The 21,161-nt window shown below is 73.6% G+C and carries 16 protein-coding genes; 4 read left to right on the top strand and 12 right to left on the bottom strand.

Annotated elements, in window-relative coordinates; genetic code table 11:
* Nucleotides 1–18 precede the first annotated feature (18 nt).
* Both AB0G14_RS19325 and AB0G14_RS19320 read right to left on the bottom strand, forming a co-directional pair.
* Nucleotides 19–573: a response regulator gene (locus AB0G14_RS19325; RefSeq protein ID WP_357699150.1), complete on the bottom strand. Its 555-nt coding sequence runs from the start codon at nucleotides 571–573 to the stop codon at nucleotides 19–21.
* Entirely contained in the window at nucleotides 570–4,937 is a 4,368-nt protein-coding gene (locus AB0G14_RS19320; RefSeq protein ID WP_357699148.1) for a HAMP domain-containing protein, read from the bottom strand. Before AB0G14_RS19320 ends, AB0G14_RS19325 begins: the two co-directional genes overlap by 4 nt.
* 279 nt (nucleotides 4,938–5,216) lie before the next feature.
* Here AB0G14_RS19320 and AB0G14_RS19315 point away from each other — a divergent pair, with 279 nt between their 5' ends.
* The gene (locus AB0G14_RS19315) at nucleotides 5,217–7,304 is read left to right on the top strand and encodes a SpoIIE family protein phosphatase (RefSeq protein WP_357699146.1); all 2,088 of its coding nucleotides are present in this window, start codon (nucleotides 5,217–5,219) and stop codon (nucleotides 7,302–7,304) included.
* Nucleotides 7,305–7,317: 13 nt separating this feature from the next.
* Here the strand turns inward: AB0G14_RS19315 and AB0G14_RS19310 are convergent, their stop codons facing one another.
* Nucleotides 7,318–8,667: an FAD-binding oxidoreductase gene (locus AB0G14_RS19310; protein WP_357699144.1), complete on the bottom strand. Its 1,350-nt coding sequence runs from the start codon at nucleotides 8,665–8,667 to the stop codon at nucleotides 7,318–7,320.
* Between the two features lie 90 nt (nucleotides 8,668–8,757).
* Between AB0G14_RS19310 and AB0G14_RS19305 the strand changes: the two genes are divergently transcribed.
* Both AB0G14_RS19305 and AB0G14_RS19300 read left to right on the top strand, forming a co-directional pair.
* Complete coding sequence (locus AB0G14_RS19305) at nucleotides 8,758–10,854, top strand: S9 family peptidase (protein ID WP_357699142.1); 2,097 nt, start codon at nucleotides 8,758–8,760, stop codon at nucleotides 10,852–10,854.
* A gap of 11 nt (nucleotides 10,855–10,865) precedes the next feature.
* On the top strand, nucleotides 10,866–11,084 hold the full coding sequence (locus tag AB0G14_RS19300) for a hypothetical protein (protein WP_357699140.1): 219 nt from the start codon (nucleotides 10,866–10,868) through the stop codon (nucleotides 11,082–11,084).
* Between the two features lie 64 nt (nucleotides 11,085–11,148).
* On the opposite strand, the gene AB0G14_RS19295 is transcribed toward AB0G14_RS19300, so the two are convergent.
* The 3 genes from AB0G14_RS19295 to AB0G14_RS19285 all read right to left on the bottom strand — a co-directional run bounded on the left by AB0G14_RS19295 (nucleotide 11,149) and on the right by AB0G14_RS19285 (nucleotide 14,469).
* Entirely contained in the window at nucleotides 11,149–13,269 is a 2,121-nt protein-coding gene (locus AB0G14_RS19295) for a bifunctional polysaccharide deacetylase/glycosyltransferase family 2 protein (protein ID WP_357699138.1), read from the bottom strand.
* A gap of 2 nt (nucleotides 13,270–13,271) precedes the next feature.
* Nucleotides 13,272–13,688, bottom strand: a complete 417-nt coding sequence (locus tag AB0G14_RS19290) for a hypothetical protein (protein WP_357699136.1) — start codon at nucleotides 13,686–13,688, stop codon at nucleotides 13,272–13,274.
* A 208-nt stretch (nucleotides 13,689–13,896) separates the two neighbouring features.
* Nucleotides 13,897–14,469: a TIGR03086 family metal-binding protein gene (locus AB0G14_RS19285; RefSeq protein WP_357699134.1), complete on the bottom strand. Its 573-nt coding sequence runs from the start codon at nucleotides 14,467–14,469 to the stop codon at nucleotides 13,897–13,899.
* Between the two features lie 31 nt (nucleotides 14,470–14,500).
* Between AB0G14_RS19285 and AB0G14_RS19280 the strand changes: the two genes are divergently transcribed.
* A complete protein-coding gene (locus AB0G14_RS19280) occupies nucleotides 14,501–15,349 on the top strand; it encodes an AraC family transcriptional regulator (RefSeq protein ID WP_357699132.1) in 849 nt (282 codons plus the stop codon).
* A gap of 76 nt (nucleotides 15,350–15,425) precedes the next feature.
* Here the strand turns inward: AB0G14_RS19280 and AB0G14_RS19275 are convergent, their stop codons facing one another.
* Genes AB0G14_RS19275 through AB0G14_RS19250 form a run of 6 tightly spaced genes read right to left on the bottom strand, consistent with a single transcriptional unit; the run spans nucleotide 15,426 to nucleotide 21,021 of the window.
* Complete coding sequence (locus tag AB0G14_RS19275) at nucleotides 15,426–16,964, bottom strand: SpoIIE family protein phosphatase (RefSeq protein ID WP_357699130.1); 1,539 nt, start codon at nucleotides 16,962–16,964, stop codon at nucleotides 15,426–15,428.
* Between the two features lie 2 nt (nucleotides 16,965–16,966).
* Complete coding sequence (locus AB0G14_RS19270; protein WP_357699217.1) at nucleotides 16,967–18,295, bottom strand: sensor histidine kinase; 1,329 nt, start codon at nucleotides 18,293–18,295, stop codon at nucleotides 16,967–16,969.
* Between the two features lie 23 nt (nucleotides 18,296–18,318).
* Nucleotides 18,319–19,335 (bottom strand): SpoIIE family protein phosphatase, encoded by a 1,017-nt coding sequence (locus AB0G14_RS19265; RefSeq protein ID WP_357699128.1) that lies wholly within the window; start codon nucleotides 19,333–19,335, stop codon nucleotides 18,319–18,321.
* Nucleotides 19,332–19,751, bottom strand: coding sequence for an ATP-binding protein (locus tag AB0G14_RS19260; RefSeq protein ID WP_357699126.1), 420 nt, complete (start codon nucleotides 19,749–19,751; stop codon nucleotides 19,332–19,334). The genes AB0G14_RS19265 and AB0G14_RS19260 overlap by 4 nt, the downstream gene beginning before the upstream one ends.
* Nucleotides 19,748–20,161 (bottom strand): STAS domain-containing protein, encoded by a 414-nt coding sequence (locus tag AB0G14_RS19255; protein ID WP_357699124.1) that lies wholly within the window; start codon nucleotides 20,159–20,161, stop codon nucleotides 19,748–19,750. Before AB0G14_RS19255 ends, AB0G14_RS19260 begins: the two co-directional genes overlap by 4 nt.
* On the bottom strand, nucleotides 20,161–21,021 hold the full coding sequence (locus AB0G14_RS19250; RefSeq protein ID WP_357699122.1) for an STAS domain-containing protein: 861 nt from the start codon (nucleotides 21,019–21,021) through the stop codon (nucleotides 20,161–20,163). Before AB0G14_RS19250 ends, AB0G14_RS19255 begins: the two co-directional genes overlap by 1 nt.
* Nucleotides 21,022–21,161 lie beyond the last annotated feature (140 nt).

The following is a 21,161-nucleotide window of genomic DNA, read 5'->3' as shown; positions in this document are numbered from 1 at the left end:
GGAGTGGGGCGGAGTGGGTCAGGAGGTGTTGCCCCAGCGGGCCTGTTCGAGAAGGTCGACGGCGCGGTCGCGGGCGTCCGGGTCGTCCGTCCGCAGCATCGCGGTGGCCTCGTCGACCGCGTCGGTGAGCACCCGCCACTGCGCGTCGCGCTCCCGCACCAGATCCGACTGGGCCGCGAGCTGCCGGGTCTTCACCCACAGCTCCACGAAGACCGACACCTTGGCCCGCAACACCCACGGGTCGAACGGCTTCGTGAGGTAGTCGACCGCGCCGACCGCGTAGCCGCGCAGCGCGAGCTGGGCGTCCCGGTCCGCGGCGGTGAGGAAGATGATCGGCACGTGCCGCGTACGCTCACGCCGCTTGATGTGGCTCGCCGTCTCGAAGCCGTCCATGTCCGGCATCTGGGCGTCGAGCAGGATCACCGCGAAGTCGTCGACCAGCAGCTGCTTGAGTGCCGCCTCACCGCTCTCCACGGCGACGGACTGGACCGGCAGCCCCTGGAGGATCGCCTCCAGCGCCATCAGGTTCTCCCGGCGGTCGTCCACCAGGAGCGCTTTGGCCATCTGGGTCACGAACTCTCCTCGGTTCGGCTGCCGCTGATCCAGGACGCCATGAGTTCGATCAACTCGTCCAGGTCGACGGGCTTGGTGATGTAGTCGGTTCCCCCGGCCGCCAGCGCCGACTCGCGGTCGCCGGGCATGGCCTTGGCGGTCAGGAAGACGATCGGCAGGTCGGCGAACCGGTGGTTGCGCCGGATCTGCCGGGTCGTCTCGTAACCGTCCTGGTCGGGCATCATCGCGTCCATCAGGACGATGTCGACCTCCGGATGCTCGGCCAGGAGGCGGACGCCGTCCGCCCCGTTGTCCGAGTACAACACGGTGAGCCCGTGCAGTTCCAACGCACTGGTCAGCGCGAAGACGTTCCGGACGTCGTCGTCGACGATCAGCACGGTGGCTCCCTCCAGCCGCTGGGTGGCCGGCGTGGAGGCCGGCTCGGGCAGCTCCGGCGGCGGCATCAGCAGCGACGACGGCAGCCCGGCCCGGGCCGGCGACGGCGGGAGCGGCGCCACCACCGCGTCCGGCGCGAGCACGTCCGGCACGAAGAGGGTGAACGTCGAGCCCTGCCCGGGCGCCGACGACACGGCGATGCTGCCGCCCAGCAGCCGGGCCAGGTCCCGGCTGATGGACAGCCCCAGCCCCGTGCCGCCGTAGCGGCGACTGGTGGTGCCGTCGGCCTGCTGGAACGCCTCGAAGATCAACGACAGCTTGTCGTCGGAGATGCCGATCCCGGTGTCGACCACCGTGAACGCGATGACCTGTTGCGCGTTGGTCAACGCCGGCACGTCGAAGGCCGTGTTCTCGGGCGCCGGCGCGATCCGCAGCGTCACCGCGCCGTTGTCGGTGAACTTGACCGCGTTGGAGAGCAGGTTGCGCAGGATCTGCTGCAGCCGCTGGGCGTCGGTGACCAGGGCCGGCGGCAGGTCCTTGCTGATCCGCACCTGGAAGTCCAGGCCCTTCTCGTCGGCCTGCGGCGCGAACGCCTGCTCCACGTAGCTGCGGATCTCGTCGAACCGCACCTCGGTGGGCTCGACGTCCATCCGCCCCGCCTCGATCTTGGACAGGTCCAGGATGTCGTCGATCAGCGACAGCAGGTCGGAGCCGGCGCCGTGGATGGTCCGGGCGAACTCGATCTGCTTCGGGGTGAGGTTCTGCTCCGAGTTCTCGACCAGCAGCCGGGCCAGCAACAGCAGGGAGTTCAGCGGCGTACGCAGCTCGTGGCTCATGTTGGCCAGGAACTCCGACTTGTACGCCGACGCCCGGGTGAGCTGCTGGGCCTTCTCCTCCAGGCCGAGCCGGGCCAGCTCGATCTCGCGGTTCTTAGTCTCGATGTTGCCCTTCTGCTCGGAGAGCAGCTGCGCCTTGTCCTCCAGCTCGGCGTTGGTGCGCTGGAGCTCGGCCGACTGCTCCTGCAACTCGTGGGCGAGCCGCTGGGACTGCGCGAGCAGTTCCTCCGTACGCCGGTTGGCCTGGATGGTGTTGACGGCGATGCCGGTGGTGAGCACCAGCCGCTCCAGGAAGGACAGGTGCAGCTCGGAGAAGGGCGTCACGCTGGCGAACTCGATCACCCCGAGCAGCTCGCCCTCGAAGAGCACGGGCAGCACGACCAGGTCGGCCGGCGGGGTCTCGGCGAGCCCGGAGCGGAGCATGAGCCTGCCGTCCGGTGTCCCGCCCATCCGGATCGTCCGGCGGGAGAGGGCGGTCTGGCCGACCAGCCCCTCGCCGGGCCCGAACGTGACGTCGTGCCCCCGGGCGACGTAGCCGTACGAGGCGGTCAGCCGCAGCCGCATCACGCCCTCGGAGGTGTCCGCCAGGAAGAACGCGCCGAGCTGCGCGTCGACCAGCGGGGTCACCTCCATCATGATCATGCGGCAGACCTCGCCGAGGTCGCGCTGGCCCTGGAGCAGTCCGCCGATGCGGGCCAGGTTCGAGTCGAGCCAGCCCTGTTCGGCGTTCTTCTTGGTCGTCTCCCGGAGGGTGACGATCATCTGGTTGATGTTGTCCTTCAGCTCGGCGACCTCGCCCTGCGCCTTGACCGCGATCCGCTGGGTCAGGTCGCCCCGGGTCACCGAGGTGGAGACCTGCGCGATGGCGCGCAGCTGGGTGGTGAGGGTCGAGGCGAGCTGGTTGACGTTCTCGGTGAGGTCCCGCCAGGTGCCGGAGACGCCCTTCACCTGCGCCTGGCCGCCCAGCTTGCCCTCGATGCCCACCTCGCGGGCGACGCGGGTGACCTCGTCGGCGAACGACGAGAGCTGGTCCACCATCGTGTTGACGGTGTTCTTCAGCTCCAGGATCTCGCCCTGCGCGTCGACCGTGATCTTCTGCGACAGGTCGCCGTTGGCGACGGCCGTGGTCACCGAGGCGATGTTGCGCACCTGCGACGTCAGGTTCGACGCCATCGAGTTCACGTTGTCCGTCAGGTCCCGCCACGTGCCGGAGACGCCCTTCACCTGGGCCTGACCGCCCAGCTTGCCCTCCGTGCCCACCTCGCGGGCCACGCGGGTGACCTCGTCGGCGAACGACGACAGCTGGTCCACCATCGTGTTCACGGTCGACTTCAGCTCCAGGATCTCGCCCTGCGCGTCGACCGTGATCTTCTGCGACAGGTCGCCCTTCGCGACGGCGGTGGAGACCTGGGCGATGTTGCGCACCTGGGCGGTCAGGTTCGACGCCATCGAGTTCACGTTGTCCGTCAGGTCCCGCCAGGTGCCGGCGACGCCACGCACCTGGGCCTGACCGCCCAGCTTGCCCTCCGTACCCACCTCGCGGGCCACCCGGGTCACCTCGTCGGCGAACGACGACAGCTGGTCCACCATCGTGTTGACCGTCGACTTCAGCGCCAGGATCTCGCCGCGGGCGTCCACGGTGATCTTCTGGGACAGGTCGCCCTTCGCCACCGCCGTGGTCACCGAGGCGATGTTGCGCACCTGCGACGTCAGGTTCGACGCCATCGAGTTCACGTTGTCCGTCAGGTCCCGCCACGTACCGGAGACGCCCTTCACCTGGGCCTGACCGCCCAGCTTGCCCTCCGTACCCACCTCGCGGGCCACCCGGGTCACCTCGTCGGCGAACGACGAGAGCTGGTCCACCATCGTGTTGACGGTGTTCTTCAGCTCCAGGATCTCGCCCTGCGCGTCGACCGTGATCTTCTGGGACAGGTCGCCCTTCGCGACGGCGGTGGAGACCTGGGAGATGTTGCGGACCTGGCTGGTCAGGTTGCCGGCGAGCTGGTTGACGTTCTCCGTCAGGTCGCGCCAGGTGCCGGAGACGCCACGCACCTGGGCCTGGCCGCCCAGCTTGCCCTCGATGCCCACCTCCCGCGCGACCCGGGTCACCTCGTCGGCGAACGACGAGAGCTGGTCCACCATCGTGTTGACGGTGTCCTTGAGTTCCAGGATCTCGCCCTGCGCCGCCACGGTGATCTTCTGCGACAGGTCGCCCCGCGCCACCGCCGTGGAGACCTGGGCGATGTTGCGCACCTGCGACGTCAGGTTCGACGCCATCGAGTTGACGCTGTCGGTGAGGTCCTTCCAGGTCCCCGCCACGTTCGGCACGTCGGCCTGGCCGCCCAGCTTGCCCTCGGTGCCCACCTCGCGGGCCACCCGGGTCACCTGCTCGGCGAAGAGCCGCAGGGTGTCGGTCAGGTAGTTCATCGTGTCGGCCAGCTCGGCGACCTCGCCGCGCGCCCCGACCGTGATCTTCTGCGACAGGTCGCCCTTGGCCACCGCCGTCGCCACCTGGGAGATCGACCGCACCTGGCCGGTCAGGTTCGACGCCATGGTGTTCACCGAGTCGGTGAGGTCCTTCCAGGTGCCGGCGACGCCGCGCACGTCGGCCTGGCCGCCCAGCTTGCCTTCGGTGCCCACCTCGCGGGCCACCCGGGTCACCTCGTCCGCGAACGACGAGAGCTGGTCGACCATCGTGTTCACGGTGCGCCCGATGCGCAGGTACTCCCCGCGCAGCGGCCGGCCGTCGATCTCCAACGCCATGTGCTGGGACAGGTCGCCCTCGGCGACCGCCACGATGACCCGGGCGATCTCGGTGGTGGGCCGGCCGAGGTCGTCGATCAACGAGTTGACGGCCCGCTGCCCCTCCGCCCAGGAGCCGTCCAGCCCCTCGTCGTCCAGGCGCTCGGTGAGCCGGCCGTCCCGGCCGACGATCCGGCTGATCCGCCGCAGGTCGAGGTACTGCCGCTCCTGGAGCGAGACGACCTCGTTGAAGGCGTCCGCGACCTCGCCGGCCCGGCCCGCCCGTCGGGGCAGCCGGACCTTGAGGTCGCCGCGGCCGACCCGCCGCAGCGCCTCGGTCAGTTCGACGAGGAGCGCCTCGTGGTCGGGCGCGGATGGATCCGCGGTCACCGACTGTTTCGCCGTGGTCATCATTCCTCGCTCAGCTCGGGGCCACCGACTCCTGCGACGCAGGCCATCCCATCATTGTGCCCGCGACGTCGCCCCCGCCACGTCTGCGCGACCGCTCGCCACGCGCGGCAACCGTCCCGCCCATCCCGTTCCGCCCCGTCTGCGCGGTCGATCGCCACACGCGACAACCATCCCGTTCCGCCCGTCCCGCCGCCGGCCGCCACGCCGGCCCGACGCCCTCCGTCCCGCTCGTCCGGCACCGGCTTGGCAGCCGAGCGGACGGCGGTGGAGGATACGGGGGTGTCAGCGGAGACGGGGCCCGCGGAGGCCAGGGGCCGAGACGAGCACGTCCGGCGCGTCCGGCTCCCCGCCGACCGGCGTACGCCCGCGGCGGCGCGGGCGCTGGTGCGGTCGGTGCTCACCGAGGCGCACCTGGACGAGCTGGTCAACGAGGCGCTGCTGCTGACCACGGAACTCTCCACCAACGCGGTGGAGCACGCCCGCACCGAACTGGACATCGAGGTCGTCGCCGACCCGGACGGGCTCACCGTCACCGTCTCCGACTTCGCGGCCGGCCCGGTGGACGAGCTGACCGTCGGGGTCCGCAACGACACCACGGACATCGACGAGGTCTCCGAGCGCGGCCGGGGCCTGCTGCTGGTCGACCACTTCGCCAGCCGCTGGGGCACCACCTACCTGCCGACCGGAAAGGGCGTCTGGTTCCGGCTGGACCGGCCCGACCCGGGCGGCGACGGGGAGACCCACGCCGGGCAGGGGACGGCGCCGAGCGCCGCGGCCGCCGGGGGTGGCGCCGCCGCGACGGCGGAGAGCTCCGCGCCGAGCGCGGGGGCGATGAGCGAGTTGATGCAGACCACCCCCGACCCGTACGCCGAGGACCCGCTGCCCGACTTCGCGACCGGCCTGCTCACCCGGGTCGCCGAGATGGTCGGCGCGGCCGGCGGGGTGGTCCGGCTGGACCGGGGGGACGGACAGGGCGCACAGGTGCTGGCCCGGTACGGCCGCCAGCCCCGGCCCGGCAACGAGCTGCTCCGGGTGCCGCTGGCGGTGCACCGGCCGTACAGCGGGGAACTGGAGCTGGACGCGGCGCCGTCGGCGTACGCCCGGCCGCTGGCGGTGCTGATGGCCGAGCGGCTCTCGCTGCACCTGGAGAACGACCGGCTGCGCCGGGCGGACGTCCGCCGCCAGGCCTGGCTGACCTTCCTCGCGGAGGCCAGCGAACTGCTCGCGCAGTCCCTGGACGTCGAGCTGACGATGGCGCTCATCCCGCAGCTCGTGGTGCCCCGGCTCGGGCAGTGGTGCGCGGTGCACACCACCGACGAGTGGGGCCGGCTGCGCCTCGCGGCGGCCAGCCATGCCGACGAGTCGGTGCTGCCCCACCTGCACAAGGTGCTCCAGGAGACCGGCCCGGAGTCGGTCCAGGCCCGGCTGCGGGAGGCGTCCCGCAACGGCACGCAGATGCCGCTCGGCGCGCCGATGGAGGGTTTCGCGGTGCCGCTGATCGCCCGGGGGCAGCGCCTCGGCACGCTGGCCGTCGGCCGGCACCAGCGGCACCGGCACGACCCGGACGAGGTCGCCGTGCTGGAGGACGTGGCGCGGCGGGCGGCGCTGGCGATCGAGAACGCCCGGATCCACGCCGAGCGCCGCCGGGTCGCGCAGACCCTCCAGCAGTCGCTGCTGCCGCCGGTGCTGCCCGTGGTCGAGGGCATCGGCTTCGCCGCCGAGTACGTCCCGACCGGCGACGACGCCGACGTCGGCGGCGACTTCTACGACGTGGTGCCGCTGCCGGACGGGCGCTGGCTGGTGGTGGTCGGCGACGTCTCGGGCAAGGGGGTGCAGGCGGCCACGGTGACCGGTCTGGTCCGCGACGTGATCCGGGTGCTGGTCGGCGACGGCAAGCCGCTGCCGGAGGCCCTGGCCCGGGTCAACGAGACGCTGGTCGAGCGGGGTGGCGGGCGGTACTGCACGCTGGCCCTCGCGGCGGTCGGGCCGGGCGACGGCACGCAGCTCGACGTGTCGTTGCACCTCGCCGGCCACGACCGGCCGGTGCTGCTGCGCTCCGGTGGCGGGGCCGCCTTCGTCGGCGCCGGCGGCACGGCGCTCGGGCTGCTCGACTCGATCACCTCGCCGACGGCGGAGATCCCGCTCGAGCCGGGCGACTCGCTGGTCTTCTACACCGACGGGGTCACGGAGCGGCGCCGCGGCCGGGAGCTGTTCGGCACCGACCGGCTGCGCGACGCCGCCGCCCCGCTCGCCGGCTACTCGGCCGACGTGGTGGCCGCCCGGCTCCGTTCGACCGCGCTCGGCTTCTCGGCCGAGGCGCCCCGCGACGACATCGCCATCCTGGTGCTCCGCAACGACGCCGCCTGACGACGCGGCCTCGTCAGAGGCCGCCGGGGAGGCGGCCCGGGGCGAGGCGGTGGTGGGGGTCGAGGTGCTCCTTGGCCGCGCGCAGCCGGGGCAGCCCGGCCAGCTCGCCCCACAGGTCGACGGCCCGCCGGACGGCCGGCGGCGCGGAGAGCACCACGCACCGCCCCTGCCGGGCGAGGAGCACCCCGCGGACGGCGGCCAGGATCGAGGCCACCCGGTCGGGAGCCATCGTGCCGGGCAGGGCCGCGTGCACCACGCCCAGGCCGGCGGAGCCGCGCACCGGGACGGGAGCGCCGGCGGCGTCGCGCAGCGCGTAGACGGCGGCGTGCAGGTCGGCGATCGGCACCTCGATCCGCAGCGCCGTGTCGCCCGGGCCGAACGGGTAGCGGCGCCACCACTCCGGCGCCGAGTGGCTGACCCCGGACCTGCCGCCGAGGAGCGTGACCAGGCGGTCGGCCCGCTCGGCGACGTCGGCCGGGCCGCCCTCCAGCAGCACCGCGAGCCGGCCGGCACCGGCCGGGCCGAGCGCGGCGCGCCCCGCCATGGACGGGTGTCGCGCCATCGACTCGGCCCGGCCGTCCTGGCGCGGCCGGGGTCCCGCGCCGGCCGGCAGGTCCAGCTCGACCGCGGCCGGGTCGAGGCGCGCGGCGAGCACCGTGCGGACGAGGTCGTGCACCTCGAGCGGGGTCCAGACCGGCCGGGTGACCCAGATCCGGCCGGCCGGCACGGCCTGCACCCGCAGCGTCGCGGAGACCAGCACGCCGAGTGCCCCCTGCGAGCCGCAGAGCAGCCGGGCCAGCTCCAGCCCGTCGACGCCGCCGCCGGCGTTGACCAACTCGCCGTCGGCGTCGAGGTAGCGCACGCCGAGGAGCTGGTCGCACGGGCTGCCGTGGCGGTGCCGCAGCGGGCCCGCCTCGCCGGCGGCGAGCACGCCGCCGAGGGTCGCGCCGGGCGAGGGGGCGTCGACCGCGAGCCGCTGCCCGGTGCGTTCGAGCGCGGCCTGCACCGCGCGCAACGGGGTGCCCGCGCCGACCTCGACGGTGGGGGCGCCGGTCGGCTGGTGCCCGATCCCGGCGAGCCGGCCGGTGTCGAGCATGATGTCGACCCGGTCGGGGGCGGCGCCCCAGTCGATCTTCGTGCCGGCGCCGCGCGGGACGACGGTCAGGTCGTGCCGGGCCGCCAGCCGCAGCACCTCGGCGGCGGCGTGCGGACCGCCGGGCACGGCCACCCAGCGGGCCGGGCGCCCGGCCACCTCGTCGGCCGGGCCGGCGAGGCGGGCGAACGGCGGGCCGCAGATCTCCGTCAACCGCCGGGTGATGTCGAGGGCTCCGGGTCGGTCGGTGGAACTCGCTGCTGCCGCCATGCCGGTCATCGTACACATGTTCGAAAGATGTGGCGGCGGGTCGACCGACGAGGCCACCCGGGGGGCGACCCGCGCCGGTAACGTGACGCCGTGACCACCGAGACCCCCGTGCCCACGGCGAAGCGGGTGCCCAGCGAGCGCACCCACCACGGCGACACCGTCACCGACGAGTACGCGTGGCTGTCCGCCAAGGACGATCCGGCGACGATCGCCTACCTGACCACCGAGAACGCGTACACGGAGGCCCGGACGGCGCATCTCGACGGGTTGCGCGCCGACCTGTTCGAGGAGACCCGCCGGCGCACCCAGGAGACCGACCTGTCGGTGCCCAGCCGCAAGGGCGGCTACTGGTACTACACCCGCACGGTCGAGGGGCAGCAGTACGGCGTGCAGTGCCGCCGGGCCGTCCGGGACGGCGAGACCGACCCGCCGGTCAGCGCGGACGGCGCGCCGCTGGAGGGCGAGGAGGTGCTGCTCGACGGCAACCTGCTCGCCGAGGGGCACGACTTCTTCGCGCTCGGCGCGTTCGACGTCAGCCCCGACGGGCGGTGGCTCGCATACTCGACGGACTTCTCCGGCGACGAGCGGTTCACGCTGCGGGTCAAGGACCTCTCCACCGGCGAGTTGCTGCCCGACGAGGTGCCCGACACGTTCTACGGCACCGCCTGGTCCGCCGACGCCTCCGTGCTGTTCTACGTGACCGTGGACGAGGCGTGGCGGCCCAACCGGGTCTGGCGGCACACCCTGGGCACCCCGTCGAGCGAGGACGTGGTGGTCCACCAGGAGGACGACGAGCGCTTCTGGGTCGGCGTCGAGCTGACCCGCTCCGAGAAGTTCGTCCTCGTCGACATCCACAGCAAGATCACCAGTGAGGTGCTGGTGATCCCGGCCGGCAACCCGACCGGCGCGCCCGCGTCCGTGGCGCCCCGCCGGCAGGGCGTGGAATACACGGTCGAGCACCACGGCCACCGCTTCCTGATCCTGCACAACGACGGCGCCGAGGACTTCGCCCTGGCGTACACCTCGGCGGACGCGCCCGGCGACTGGGTGCCGCTGATCGAGCACTCGCCCGGCACCCGGCTGGAGGCGGTGGATGCCTTCGCCGACCACCTGGTCGTCTCGCTGCGCAGCAACGGGCTGACCGGGCTGCGGGTGCTGCCGATCGGCGGCGGCGACGCCTTCGACATCGACTTCCCGGAGCCGCTCTACAGCGTCGGCCTGGACAGCAACCCGGAATACCAGACCAGGCAGATCCGGCTGCGCTACACCTCGCTGGTCACCCCCGACTCGGTCTACGACTACGACCTGGTCACCCGGCAGATGGTGCTGCGCCGGCAGAAGCCGGTGAAGCCCGGGCCGGACGGGCGGGCGTACGACCCGGCCGACTACGAGCAGCACCGCGACTGGACGCTCGCCGACGACGGGACGCGGGTGCCGATCTCGCTGGTCTGCCGGGCCGGCACGCCGAAGGACGGCTCCGCCCCCTGCGTCATCTACGGCTACGGCTCGTACGAGGCGAGCATGGACCCGTGGTTCTCCATCGCCCGGCTGTCCCTGCTGGACCGGGGCGTCATCTTCGCCGTGGCGCACATCCGCGGCGGCGGCGAACTGGGCCGCCGCTGGTACGACCAGGGCAAGCTGCTGGCCAAGAAGAACACCTTCACCGACTTCGTCGCCTGCGCCCGGCACCTGGTCAAGGCCGGCTGGACGGCGGGCGACCGGCTCGTCGCCCGGGGCGCCTCGGCCGGCGGGCTGCTGATGGGCGCGGTGGCCAACCTCGCCCCGGACGCGTTCGCCGGGATCGTCGCGCAGGTGCCCTTCGTGGACGCGCTCACCTCGATCCTGGACCCGTCGCTGCCCCTGACCGTCACCGAGTGGGAGGAGTGGGGCAACCCCCTCGACGACCCGGAGGTGTACGCGTACATGAAGTCCTACACCCCGTACGAGAACGTGCGGGCGGTGGACTACCCGGCGATCCTGGCGGTGACCAGCCTCAACGACACCCGCGTGCTCTACCACGAGCCGGCGAAGTGGATCGCCCGGCTGCGGGCGGTCGCCCCGCAGGGCGACTACCTGCTCAAGACCGAGATGGGCGCCGGCCACGGCGGGCCGAGCGGTCGCTACGACGCGTGGCGCGAGGAGGCGTTCATCAACGCCTGGATCCTCGACCGCCTCGGCCGCGCCTGAGCCGCGGCGGGGTGACCGGAACGCACGGGAGCCGGGCGGAGGACGATCCGCCCGGCTCCCCGGACGGAGACGGCGACCGGGGCGACGCGGCAGCGGAGCCGGGCGTGGCCCGGCGCGGGCCGACCTGGGTGATCCTCGCGGTGGTCGCCGCCACCCTGCTGGTCTGCTGCTGCTCGGCGGTGCTCGGGCTGGCCCTCTCCTGGTCCGCCGGCCTGTTCGGTCCGCGCTGACGGTCCTGGCGGCCGGCACTGCGCCGGCTACGACGTCTCCGCCCGCCGGTCCCGGTCAGCCGGGTCAGCGGGGAGTGGGGATCAGGGCGGCGGCCTCGCCGGTGCGTACCATCCGCTGCCAGCGCAGCCGGTTGCCGATCAGCGCGGTGACCACCGACTGCACCACCACCAGGTACATCAGCTGCCGGTAGATCAACTGCTGGAACGGCAGGCTCCACAGCGGGCCGGGGCGTTCCCGGTCCAGCCGCAGCGCGTACGCGGCGGTGCCCGCCTGGAGCAGCAGCAGCCCCGCCCAGGCCAGCACCAGCGTCGACCAGGGCAGGAACAGCAGGCCGTAGACGGCGTAGACGTCCACCGCCGGGGCGGCCAGCGGCAGCACGATCTGGAACACGGTCAGGTACGGCAGGCCGCGCCGGCCGAGCCTGCCGCCGGCGCCCCGCTCGCGCAGTGCGTGCCGGTGCTTCCACATCGCCTGCATGGTGCCGTAGCACCAGCGGTAGCGCTGCCGCCAGAGCTGCCGCAGCGAGGAGGGCGCCTCGGTCCAAGCGATGGCGGCCTCCTCGTAGACCACCCGCCAGCCGGCCCGCAGCACCTTCATGGTGAGGTCGGTGTCCTCCGCCAGCGTGTCCGCGGGCACCCCGCCGACGGCGAACAGCACCTCGCGGCGGAACGCCCCGATCGCGCCGGGGATGGTCGGCATGCACTCCAGCACGTCGTACATCCGGCGGTCGAGGTTGAAGCCGATCACGTACTCCAGGTGCTGCCAGCGGCCGAGCAGCCGGCGCCGGTTGGCGACCTTGGTGTTGCCGGAGATCGCGCCCACCGTCGGGTCGGCGAAGCCCTGCACCAGCCGGCGCACGGTGTCCGGCTGGAAGACGGTGTCGCCGTCGACCAGCACCAGCAGGTCGGCGCGGGCGACCCGGATGCCGGTGTTCAGCGCCGCCGGCTTGCCGGCGTTGGCCTGCCGGACGACCCGCACCCCGCGCAGGCCGAGCCGCTCGACGATTCCGGCGGTGTCGTCGCTGGACCCGTCGTCCACGACGATCACCTCCAGCGCCGGATAGTCGCTGGCCACCAGCGACCGGACGGTCGCGGCGATGTTCGCGGCCTCGTTGTACGCGGGCACGATCACCGACACCGGCGCGGTGATCGTCGGCCGCGCCCACCCCGGTCGGCGGACCCGCCGCACGTGCACCTGGGCGCAGATCACCTGCACGACCAGCCGGGCCACGCCCAGCACCAGCGCGAGCCCGAGCAGCAGGTCCATCGCCCCGGCCAGCCAGCCGGCGCCGGTCTGGGTCCACCGGAGGGCGTGGCCGCCGAGCCGGCTGCCCCCGCCCGCCGGCACCATGGAGGCCGGTGCGTCGATCCCCTCCGAGACCGTGGTGAACCGGTAGCCCTGCCGGGTCAGCGCGGGCAACAGCCGGTCGAGGGCGGCCACCGTCTGGGCCCGGTCGCCGCCGCCGTCGTGCATCAGCACCACCGCGCCGCGCCCCCGCTCCGGGGTGGCGGCCTCGACGATGGCCGGCACGCCGGGCCGCTGCCAGTCCCTGGTGTCCCGGTCGGCGAGCACGGCGACGTGGCCGGTGCCGGCGGCGGCACGCAGCGCGGCGTACTCGGGGCCGGTCAGCGCCGACGGGTGCGACGAGAACGGCGGCCGGAGCAGGGTGACCTCGCGGCCGACCGCCCCGGCGACCGCCTTGCGGGTGAGCGAGAGTTCCAGGTCCCGCCGCCAGTCGGCGGCAGCGCCGAGGTCGGCGTGGGTGAAGCTGTGCGAGCCCAGCTCGTGCCCCTCGGCGAGGATCCGCCGGACCAACTCGGGGTGCTCGTTGACCCGGGCGCCGACCACGAAGAAGGTGGCGCGCGCGCCGTGCCGGCGCAGCGCGTCGAGCACCTGCGGCGTCCACCGCGGGTCCGGCCCGTCGTCGAAGGTCAGCGCGATCGTCCGGTCGGGCATGACACGGCTGACCGGCCGATCCTGGTCGAGCCGCAGCACCGGCCCGCCGGTGGCGACCTCCTTCGGCACCGCCGGCCCGGCGGACGTGTCGGCCCGCGCCCCGCCGGAGCCGCCCGCGAGCCCGGTCACCAGGCCGTCGACGGTGAGCGCCGCGAGCAGCAGCGCCAGCCCGAGCAGGAGCAGGATCCAGTGTGCCCGCGGGTCGCGGCGGGCGATGTGCCGCGCCACCGCTAGCTCGGCTTGCCCGGGGACCGGCTGGGCTTGGCGGTGCGCCGCTCGTCACCCTGGCCGGGCTGCTCGGACCGGGTCGGCCGGGCGGTGGGAGCGCCGGTGGCCGGGGCGGTGCCGGTCGTGCGGGTGGGCACCGGGGCCGAGGTGCTGGTCAAGGGTGACGGACGGGGGCCGGTCGGCGACGCGCCGCCCAGCTCGCCACGGCCGTCCACCTCGGCTTCGAGCGGTGCCGCCGGGCGGCTGTCCGACCAGCCGGGCAGCGACACCGACGAGTCCATGAAGAGGCCGGCGGCGATCAGGCCGAGGCTGGTGAGCAGGCCCAGACCCATCGCGGTGCCGGCGATCACCGTGAGCCGGCGGCGACGCCCGGTCCGGTCGACGAACACCGGCGGCGCTCCGCCTGGCTGGTTGTGCATCTGTTGAACTCCCGCTGCCACGCGCGACGGGCCTTCCGGCCCAGGCCAGGGCCCGTCCGGCCGGGCCTCCAGAGCAAACAGCGCCCACGTCGCCGCCAGCGTTACACAGCTCAGGTTCCCCACAGTTTCTCCACCACTGCACACGAGGAACAGCAGGCCGGGCGGTAAGGAGGCCCGTGCGTCGGCGAGCCGCGCGGGCCGGTGAGGCTCAGGCGGTCGGGGGCCAGCCGGGGTCGCGGCCGGTGTGGCAGAGCAGCCGGTCGAACTCCGGCAGGTCGGCGGCGGTCGACACCGGTTCCGCGAAGACGCCCATCTTCCGGGCCTGCGGCCCGAGCTGCCCCACCAGCTCGTGCAGCGCGGCTGTCGCCTCCGGGGCGGGCCGGTACGGCTGGCCGGTGGCGACGGCGAGGTCCCAGCCGTGCACCGTGAGGTCCAGCAGCACCATGCCGCCGACCGTGCTCTGCGGCATGCCCATCCCCGGCGAGACGCCTTCCAGGGCGGACGGGTCGGACCAGGCGTCGACCAGCCGCCGCGTCTCGGCCTCGAACCGGTCGCGCCAACCGTCCGTGAGATGGCCGGGCTTGTCCGCCCACTCGACGGGGCGCTTCGCCGCGAGGGCCTGGAAGTTCACCACCACCTGGAACAGGTGGTCGAGCAGGTCGCGCACCGCGTACTCGCGGCAGGGCGTCGGCAGGTCGAGCTGGTCGTCGGCGATGCCGCGCACCACCGCCACGGTCGGCGGCGCGGCCACCGCCAGCAGGTCACTAGTCTGGGTTGCCATACGGCCAGCGTATGAGGATGGTCTTGAAGAAATGCGACAGCAGCCGCGCGGGGACAGCCGGGGCATCCTGGACCCGGCCCGGCTGCTGCGCCAGGTCCGCTTCCGCCGGCACCTGCCCGCCGTGGCGCTCCGGCCGTACGTCGAGCACTACTGGCTCGTCGACTGGGAGCTGACCGAGCCGCTCACGCAGCAGGTCGTGCCGCACCCGGCGGTGAACGTGGTGTTCCGGCGCGACGGCGACGGCCCGGAGACCGCCGAGGTGGCCGGCGTGGGGCCGAAACTGTTCTCGATCACGCTGTCCGGCCTCGGCCGGGCCAGCGGGGTCCAGTTCCGGCCGGGCGGCTTCCGGCCGTTCTGGCGCGGGCGGTCGGTCGCCGAGCTGACCGGGCGGCGGTGGCCGGTCCCGTCGCTCGCCGGCCGCTGGCCGCCGGCCGCCGCCCTGGTCGCCGCCACGTCGGCCGCAGAGGGGCCGCCGCCCGCCGGCCGCTGCGACGGTACGGACGCCGAGCGCTGCCGAGCGCTGGACGACCTGCTGCTCGGCTGGGCACCGGCGGCCGACCCGGTCACCGACGAGGTGATCGGCCTGGTCGAGGCGATCCGCGCCGACCGGACGGTGCTGCGAGTGGACGACTTCGCCCGGCGGCACGGGCTCTCCGTCCGCCGGCTGCAACGCCTGTTCCTCGCGCACGTCGGCGTCGGCCCGAAGTGGGTGATCCGTCGGTACCGGCTCCAGGAGGCCGTCGAGCAGGCCGCGGGCGGCCCGCCGGACTGGGCGGCGCTCGCGGCGGACCTCGGCTACAGCGACCAGGCCCACCTGATCCGCGAGTTCACCGCCGTTCTCGGCGTGTCGCCTGCCGCGTACGCCCGCTCGGTCGGCTGACCCGGGCGCGGCTGCCGGAGTTAGGAAGGGCCCCTTCCACAGCGCCAGGCGTTAACAAGGTGCCCTTCCTTACACGTCAGCGGCGGCGGAGGGCGACCACGGCGACGTCGTCGTGGATCTCCGGCGGGGCCAGCTCGACCAGGAGCCGCTCGCAGAACCGGTCCAGGTCGTCGTCGATCCGCCCGGCGGCCGCGGCCAGGGCGGCCAGCCCGTCGTCGATCGTGGTGTCCCGCCGTTCGATCAGGCCGTCGGTGTAGAACACCAGCGTCGCCCCGGCCGGCAGCACGAACTCCAGGTCGGGCGGTCGCTGCGCGCGGACCCCGAGCAGCGGCGCCGTGTGCTGCACGAACTCCACCTTGCCGTCCAGGCTGAGCGCCGGCGGCAGGTGGCCGGCGCTGGCCAGCCGGACCCGGCCGGTGGGCGGGTGCAGCAGCAGCACGCAGATCGTGGCCAGCTCCGTGGGGAGCAGGGTGCGCATCAGCTCGTTGACCCGCTCCAGGATCTCGCCCGGCTGGTGTCCCTCCACCGCGTACGCCCGCACCGCGTGCCGCAGCTCGGCCATCACGGTCGCGGCGTGCAGCGAGTGGCCCGCCACGTCGCCGATCGCCAGCAGCAGGTGGCCGTCGAGCATCACCAGCTCGTAGAAGTCGCCGCCCACCTCGGTCTGCGCGCTCGCCGGCTCGTAGCGCACGGCCAGGTCGAGCCCGTTGATCTCGGGAATCCGGCGCGGCAGCAGGCTGCGCTGGAGGGTGACCGCGATGCGGTGCTCCTCGTCGAAGGAGCGCTGCGCCTCCACCGCCGACGCGACGGCCTGGGCGAGCTGCACCAGCACGGGGGTGCGGGCGGTCTGCGTGGCGGTGGGCACGACGACGTAGAGCGGCGGGCGGTCCTCGCGGAGCCGGGCGGCGGCCACCGTGACCGTGTCCCCCGCCGGCCAGTCGACCAGGCCCCAGCCGGCCGGGTCGTCCACCCGGACCGTCGTCCCGATCGGCACGCCGCTGTCGTCCACGGCCCACGGGACGATCGTGGCCGTGCCGCCGGGGCCGCCCGCGATCCCGGCGACGCCGTCGCCGTCGAACGTCTCGGCGACCACGGCGGCGGGGCTCTTGAAGATCTGGGCCGCCCCGGCCGCCGCCGCCTCCACCAGCCGCGCGAAGTTGGGCGCGGAGTGCATCGCCACCGTGGTGTCGGCCAGCCCGAGCAGCCGTTCGGCGAGCAGCTCCGCCCGCTGCCGCGCCCGGTAGTAGCGCAGCACCGCGTGCGCGGTGGCGACCAGTTCCTCCGGCTCGATGGGCTCGACCAGGTACGCGTCCGCGCCCCGGGTCAGCCCCTGCGCCCGGTCCACGACGTCCACCGCGTGCGCGGACACGTGGATCACCGGCATCGCCGGGTGCGCGGCCTTGATCCGTTCGCAGACCTCGAACCCGCTCAGGTCGGGCAGCCGCACGTCGAGCACCACGAGGTCGATCGGGTCCACGCCGACGCGGGCCAGGGCCTCGCCGCCCGTCTCCGCCTCCAGCACGCTGAAACCCGCGCGGGAGAGCCAGCTGACCAGCAGGTACCGCTTGGTGCGACTGTCGTCGACCACCAGCACGGTCGCCGGGCCGCCCTCCACCGTCACGCTCCGCCCACAGGCAGGCTGACGGTGAACGTGCTGCCCCGCCCGGGCTCGCTGGCCAGCTCCAGGGTGCCGCCGAGCAGGGTCGCCAGCCGCCGCGCGTACGGCAGGCCGAGGCCCGTGCCGCCCACCCGGGTCGCGCCGGGCACCTGGTAGAACTCCTCGAAGATCCGGTCGTGCTGCTCGGGCGCGATGCCCGGGCCGGTGTCCGAGACGGACAGCAGCCAACGGTCGTCCCGCCGCTCCGCCCGCAGCCAGACCTCCCCGCGCTCGGTGAACTTGAGCCCGTTGTGCAGCAGGTTGCGCAGCACCTGGGCGAGCAGCATCTCGTCGGTGCGCAGCGTGGCCGGGACCGGCGGCTCCTCCACCACCAGTTCGACCTCCGGCCGGGTGGCCAGGGCCCGCAGCGTGCCGCGCAGCTGACCGAAGAGCGGCCGCAGGTCCACCTCGGCCCAGTCGGGCTCGATCCGGCCGGACTCGGCCTTGGCCAGGTCGAGCAGCTCGTTGACCAGCGTGAGCAGGTCGCTCGCCGAGGAGCGGATCAGCCCGACCTGGCGGGCCTGCTCGGCGGTGAGCGGGTCGGAGGCGGAGTCGTCCAGCAGCCGGCCGAGTCCCATGATCGCGGTGACGGGGGCGCGCAGCTCGTGGCTGACGTTCGCCAGGAACCGGCTCTTCGACTCGCTGGCCGCCCGCAACTGGGCGGACTTCTCGTCCAGCTCGGCGTAGAGCGCGACCACGCCGCGGTTGGTCTCCTCCAGTTCCTCGGTGAGCTGGTTGTAGAGCGCCATCACGCCGCGGTTGGTCTCGGCCAGTTCCTCGTTGAGCACGGCCAGCTCGTCGCGCTGGCTGCGTACCTCGTCGAGGGCGGCGATCAGTTGCGCGTTCTGGGCGGCCAGCTCGTCGAGGGCGCTGCCCGGGGCGTTCCGGCCGAGTTCGGCGCGCAGCTCGGCGAGACGCTCCGGGGTCAGCACCTCGGCGGTGACCGGGACACGTCGGGACATCCTCACGACCGTATCCCCCTCCCCGGTCACGACGCCCAACATGTCCACCAACCGCGCCACCGCACCCGACTGCGGCTCGTACCGTCCGTCGGGCAGCGGGCGCACCGGGAGGAGGTCCACCCGCAGGTGCCGCCCACCACCAACGGCGTCGTGGAGCAGGGTGAATGTCACGTCCGCCCCGCCGACCGCGCGCAGCAGGTCCCGGGCCACCTCGCTGAGCGCCGTGGCGATGCGTACCTGGTCCTGGTGCTCCAGCCCGACCGCGGCGGCGACCTCACGGCCCCGCTGCCGGACCACGAAGATGTCGTGTTCGACCCGCAGCACCATCTGGAGCAGCGGCGCCACCCCGGTCACGACCACGCCCGGGCGACCAGGACGCACGCGTCGTCGCGGCGGGTGCCGGCGTCCCGCAGCAGCGACGCGGCCACCACGACGGGCGACCGGTCGGCGAGACCGGGGAAGTCGGCGAGTTGCCAGCGGTCGACCACGCCGTCACTGTGCATCACCAGCAGGGCGCCGGCCTCGAAGGGGTAGTCGTACTCCCGGACCGGGGGACGCTGGTGCCCGGCGATGCCGGGCAGCGAGATCAGACCCCGGCGCTGGCCGGCCGCGCCGATGACCGCGGCGGAGATGTTGCCCAGCCCGGCGTAGCGCAGCACCCCGGCCGACGGGTCCGGCTCCGCGACGGCCAGCGCCGCGCCCCGGGTGTGGGACATCGCCCGGTGCAGGTGCTGGACCACTGCGGCCGGCGGCCCCGCCGGCGCCCGGCGGAACGCGTCGAGCGCGGCGTCGGTGGCGGCGGCGGCGAGCGGCCCGTGCCCCAGGCCGTCGCAGACCAGCACCTGCCGCCGGCCCTCCACGATCCGCCAGGCGTACCCGTCGCCGCTGACCGACTCCCCGGTCAGCGGCCGGGTGAGCGCGCCGGCCCAGGGCCGTTCCCGTCCACCGGCGCGGTCCGGCCAGACCTGGACGGCGAGGACCGTGCCCCGCCCCGGTCGGGAGTAGCCGTCGAACCAGCTGGCCTGCCGGACGATCGCGCCGAGACCGATGCCGAGCGTGCCGGTGGTGGAGTGTCCGTCCTGCGAGGAGGCGGTCAGGTCGGCCATGCCCGGCCCGGCGTCGATCGCGACCAGCTCCACACCGGCCTCCCGCTCGTGCCGGGCGGGCCGCAGCAGCAGCATGCCGTCCTCGGCGTGCTTGACCAGGTTGCTGGTCAGCTCGGCGGCGACGATCGCCAGGTCGGTGCGGGCCTCCCCCAGGTCGAGCTGGTCGCCGAGCCGCTCGGCGGCCCGGCGCACCGCGCTGGCGGCGCTGCCGGTCTCCACCCGGAACCAGATGCCACGGTCGGGGACCACGTCCTCGGTCATCTGGACCACTTGGTGACCGTGATGCGGGTGCCCTCACCCACCGCGGTCTGGATGTCGAACTCGTCGACCAGCCGGCGCGCGCCGCTGAGCCCGAGGCCGAGCCCGCCCCCGGTCGTGTAGCCGTCGGTCAGTGCCAGGTCGAGGTCGGCGATGCCCGGGCCGCAGTCGGCGAAGACGATGCGTACGCCCCGCCGCGTCCCGTTGTCCACCGTGCCCACCTCGACCGTGCCGCCGCCGCCGTACACCAGGGTGTTGCGGGCCAGCTCGCTCGCCGCGGTGACCACCTTGGTCTGGTCGACCAGCGAGAGCTTGACCGCCACCGCCACCATACGCACCAGCTGCCGGACGCGCACCACGTCCTCGTCGCTGCGGATCGCCTGCGCCTGCGGCTGGCCCAGGTCGACGCCCGCGGTCATGACGAGGCCGTCGTATCGGCGTCCGGTTCGTCGTCGAACGCGAACTCGTACTCGTCCGCGCGCGCCGCCGCGATCAGCTCCATGCCCCGCTCGACGTTGAGCGCCGTCCGGATGCCGTTGAGGGACAGGCCCAGCTCGACGAGGGTGATGGCGACGGCGGGCCGCATCCCGACCACCACCGTCTCGGCGTCGAGCACCTTGGAGATCGAGGCGATGGTCGACAGCATCCGCCCGACGAAGGAGTCCACGATGTCCAGGGCGGTGATGTCGATGATCACGCCGTGGCAGCCGGTCGCGACGATCCGCTCCGCGAGGTCCTCCTGGAGCTGGACCGCCGTCTGGTCGGACATGTCGACCTGGATGGAAACCAGCAGGATCTCGCCGATCTTGAGGATCGGCACCCGCTCCATCACGCCTCCCGGCGCGGCAGCCGGCGGCCGGTCTCGACCCCGGTGAGCCGGAGCACGTGCCGCAGCGCGTCGGCGAGGCTGGCCTTGGTGGCGATGTCGCCGAACTCGATGCCCAGGGCCACGATGGTCTGCGCGATCTGTGGCCGGATGCCGGAGATGATGCAGTCCGCGCCCATCAGCCGGGCGGCCACCACGGTCTTCAGGATGTGCTGGGCGACCTGGGTGTCCACCGCCGGTACGCCGGTGATGTCGATGATCGCGTACGGCGAGCCGGTGTCGACCAGGGTCTGGAGCAGCCGCTCCATCACCACCTGGGCGCGGGCCGAGTCGAGGGTGCCGACCAGCGGCACGGCGACGACGCCCTCCCAGAGCTTCACCACCGGGGTGGAGAGTTCGAGCAGCTGTTCCGCCTGGTCGGCGATGAGGCTCTCGCGGGTGCGGACGAAGCTCTCGAAGGTGAACAGGCCCATCTGGTCGATCAGCCCGGAGAAGGCGACGTAGTCGCGGAGCGTCCCGGAGCCGCCCTCGGCCTCCATCAGCTCCAGCAGCGCCTCCTTGAGCGCGAACACGCTGATCGCCGTCTCCGAGGCGGAGAAGCCCTGCCGGGCCCGGCCCCGCGACAGCTCGGCGAGCACGGCGCGCAGCTCGGTGGCCTGCTCGGCGTCGAGGTCGACGGCCCCGTGCTCGGCCGCGGTCACCATGCTGCCGTGCAGCTCCTGCACCTGCCGGCGCAGTTCCCCCTGGCTGAGTCGCCCGCGCAGCGACCCGGCGACGATCTCCGTCCAGCGCTGGGTGATCCGCTCGGCATGACCTGTCAGCAGACTCGCGAGCCGGCCGCGCTCCTCGGCGCTCAGCGCCATGGCAACCCCCTTCGACCTGGACCGGCGGACTCTATCACCGGAGGCCGGGTCGCTAGTTGCCGCACGGCAAGCGAATGACGGTGGCCACCGGATACGGTCTCCCGTTCTGCGTACCACCCCGTTCGTGGGATACCGTTTCC

This window comes from Micromonospora sp. NPDC023814, assembly GCF_040639595.1.
In the GTDB taxonomy this organism is placed as follows: Bacteria; Actinomycetota; Actinomycetes; order Mycobacteriales; family Micromonosporaceae; genus Micromonospora.
Note: the sequence above shows the minus strand (reverse complement) of the source record. Positions and strands in the feature narration are given on the sequence as shown.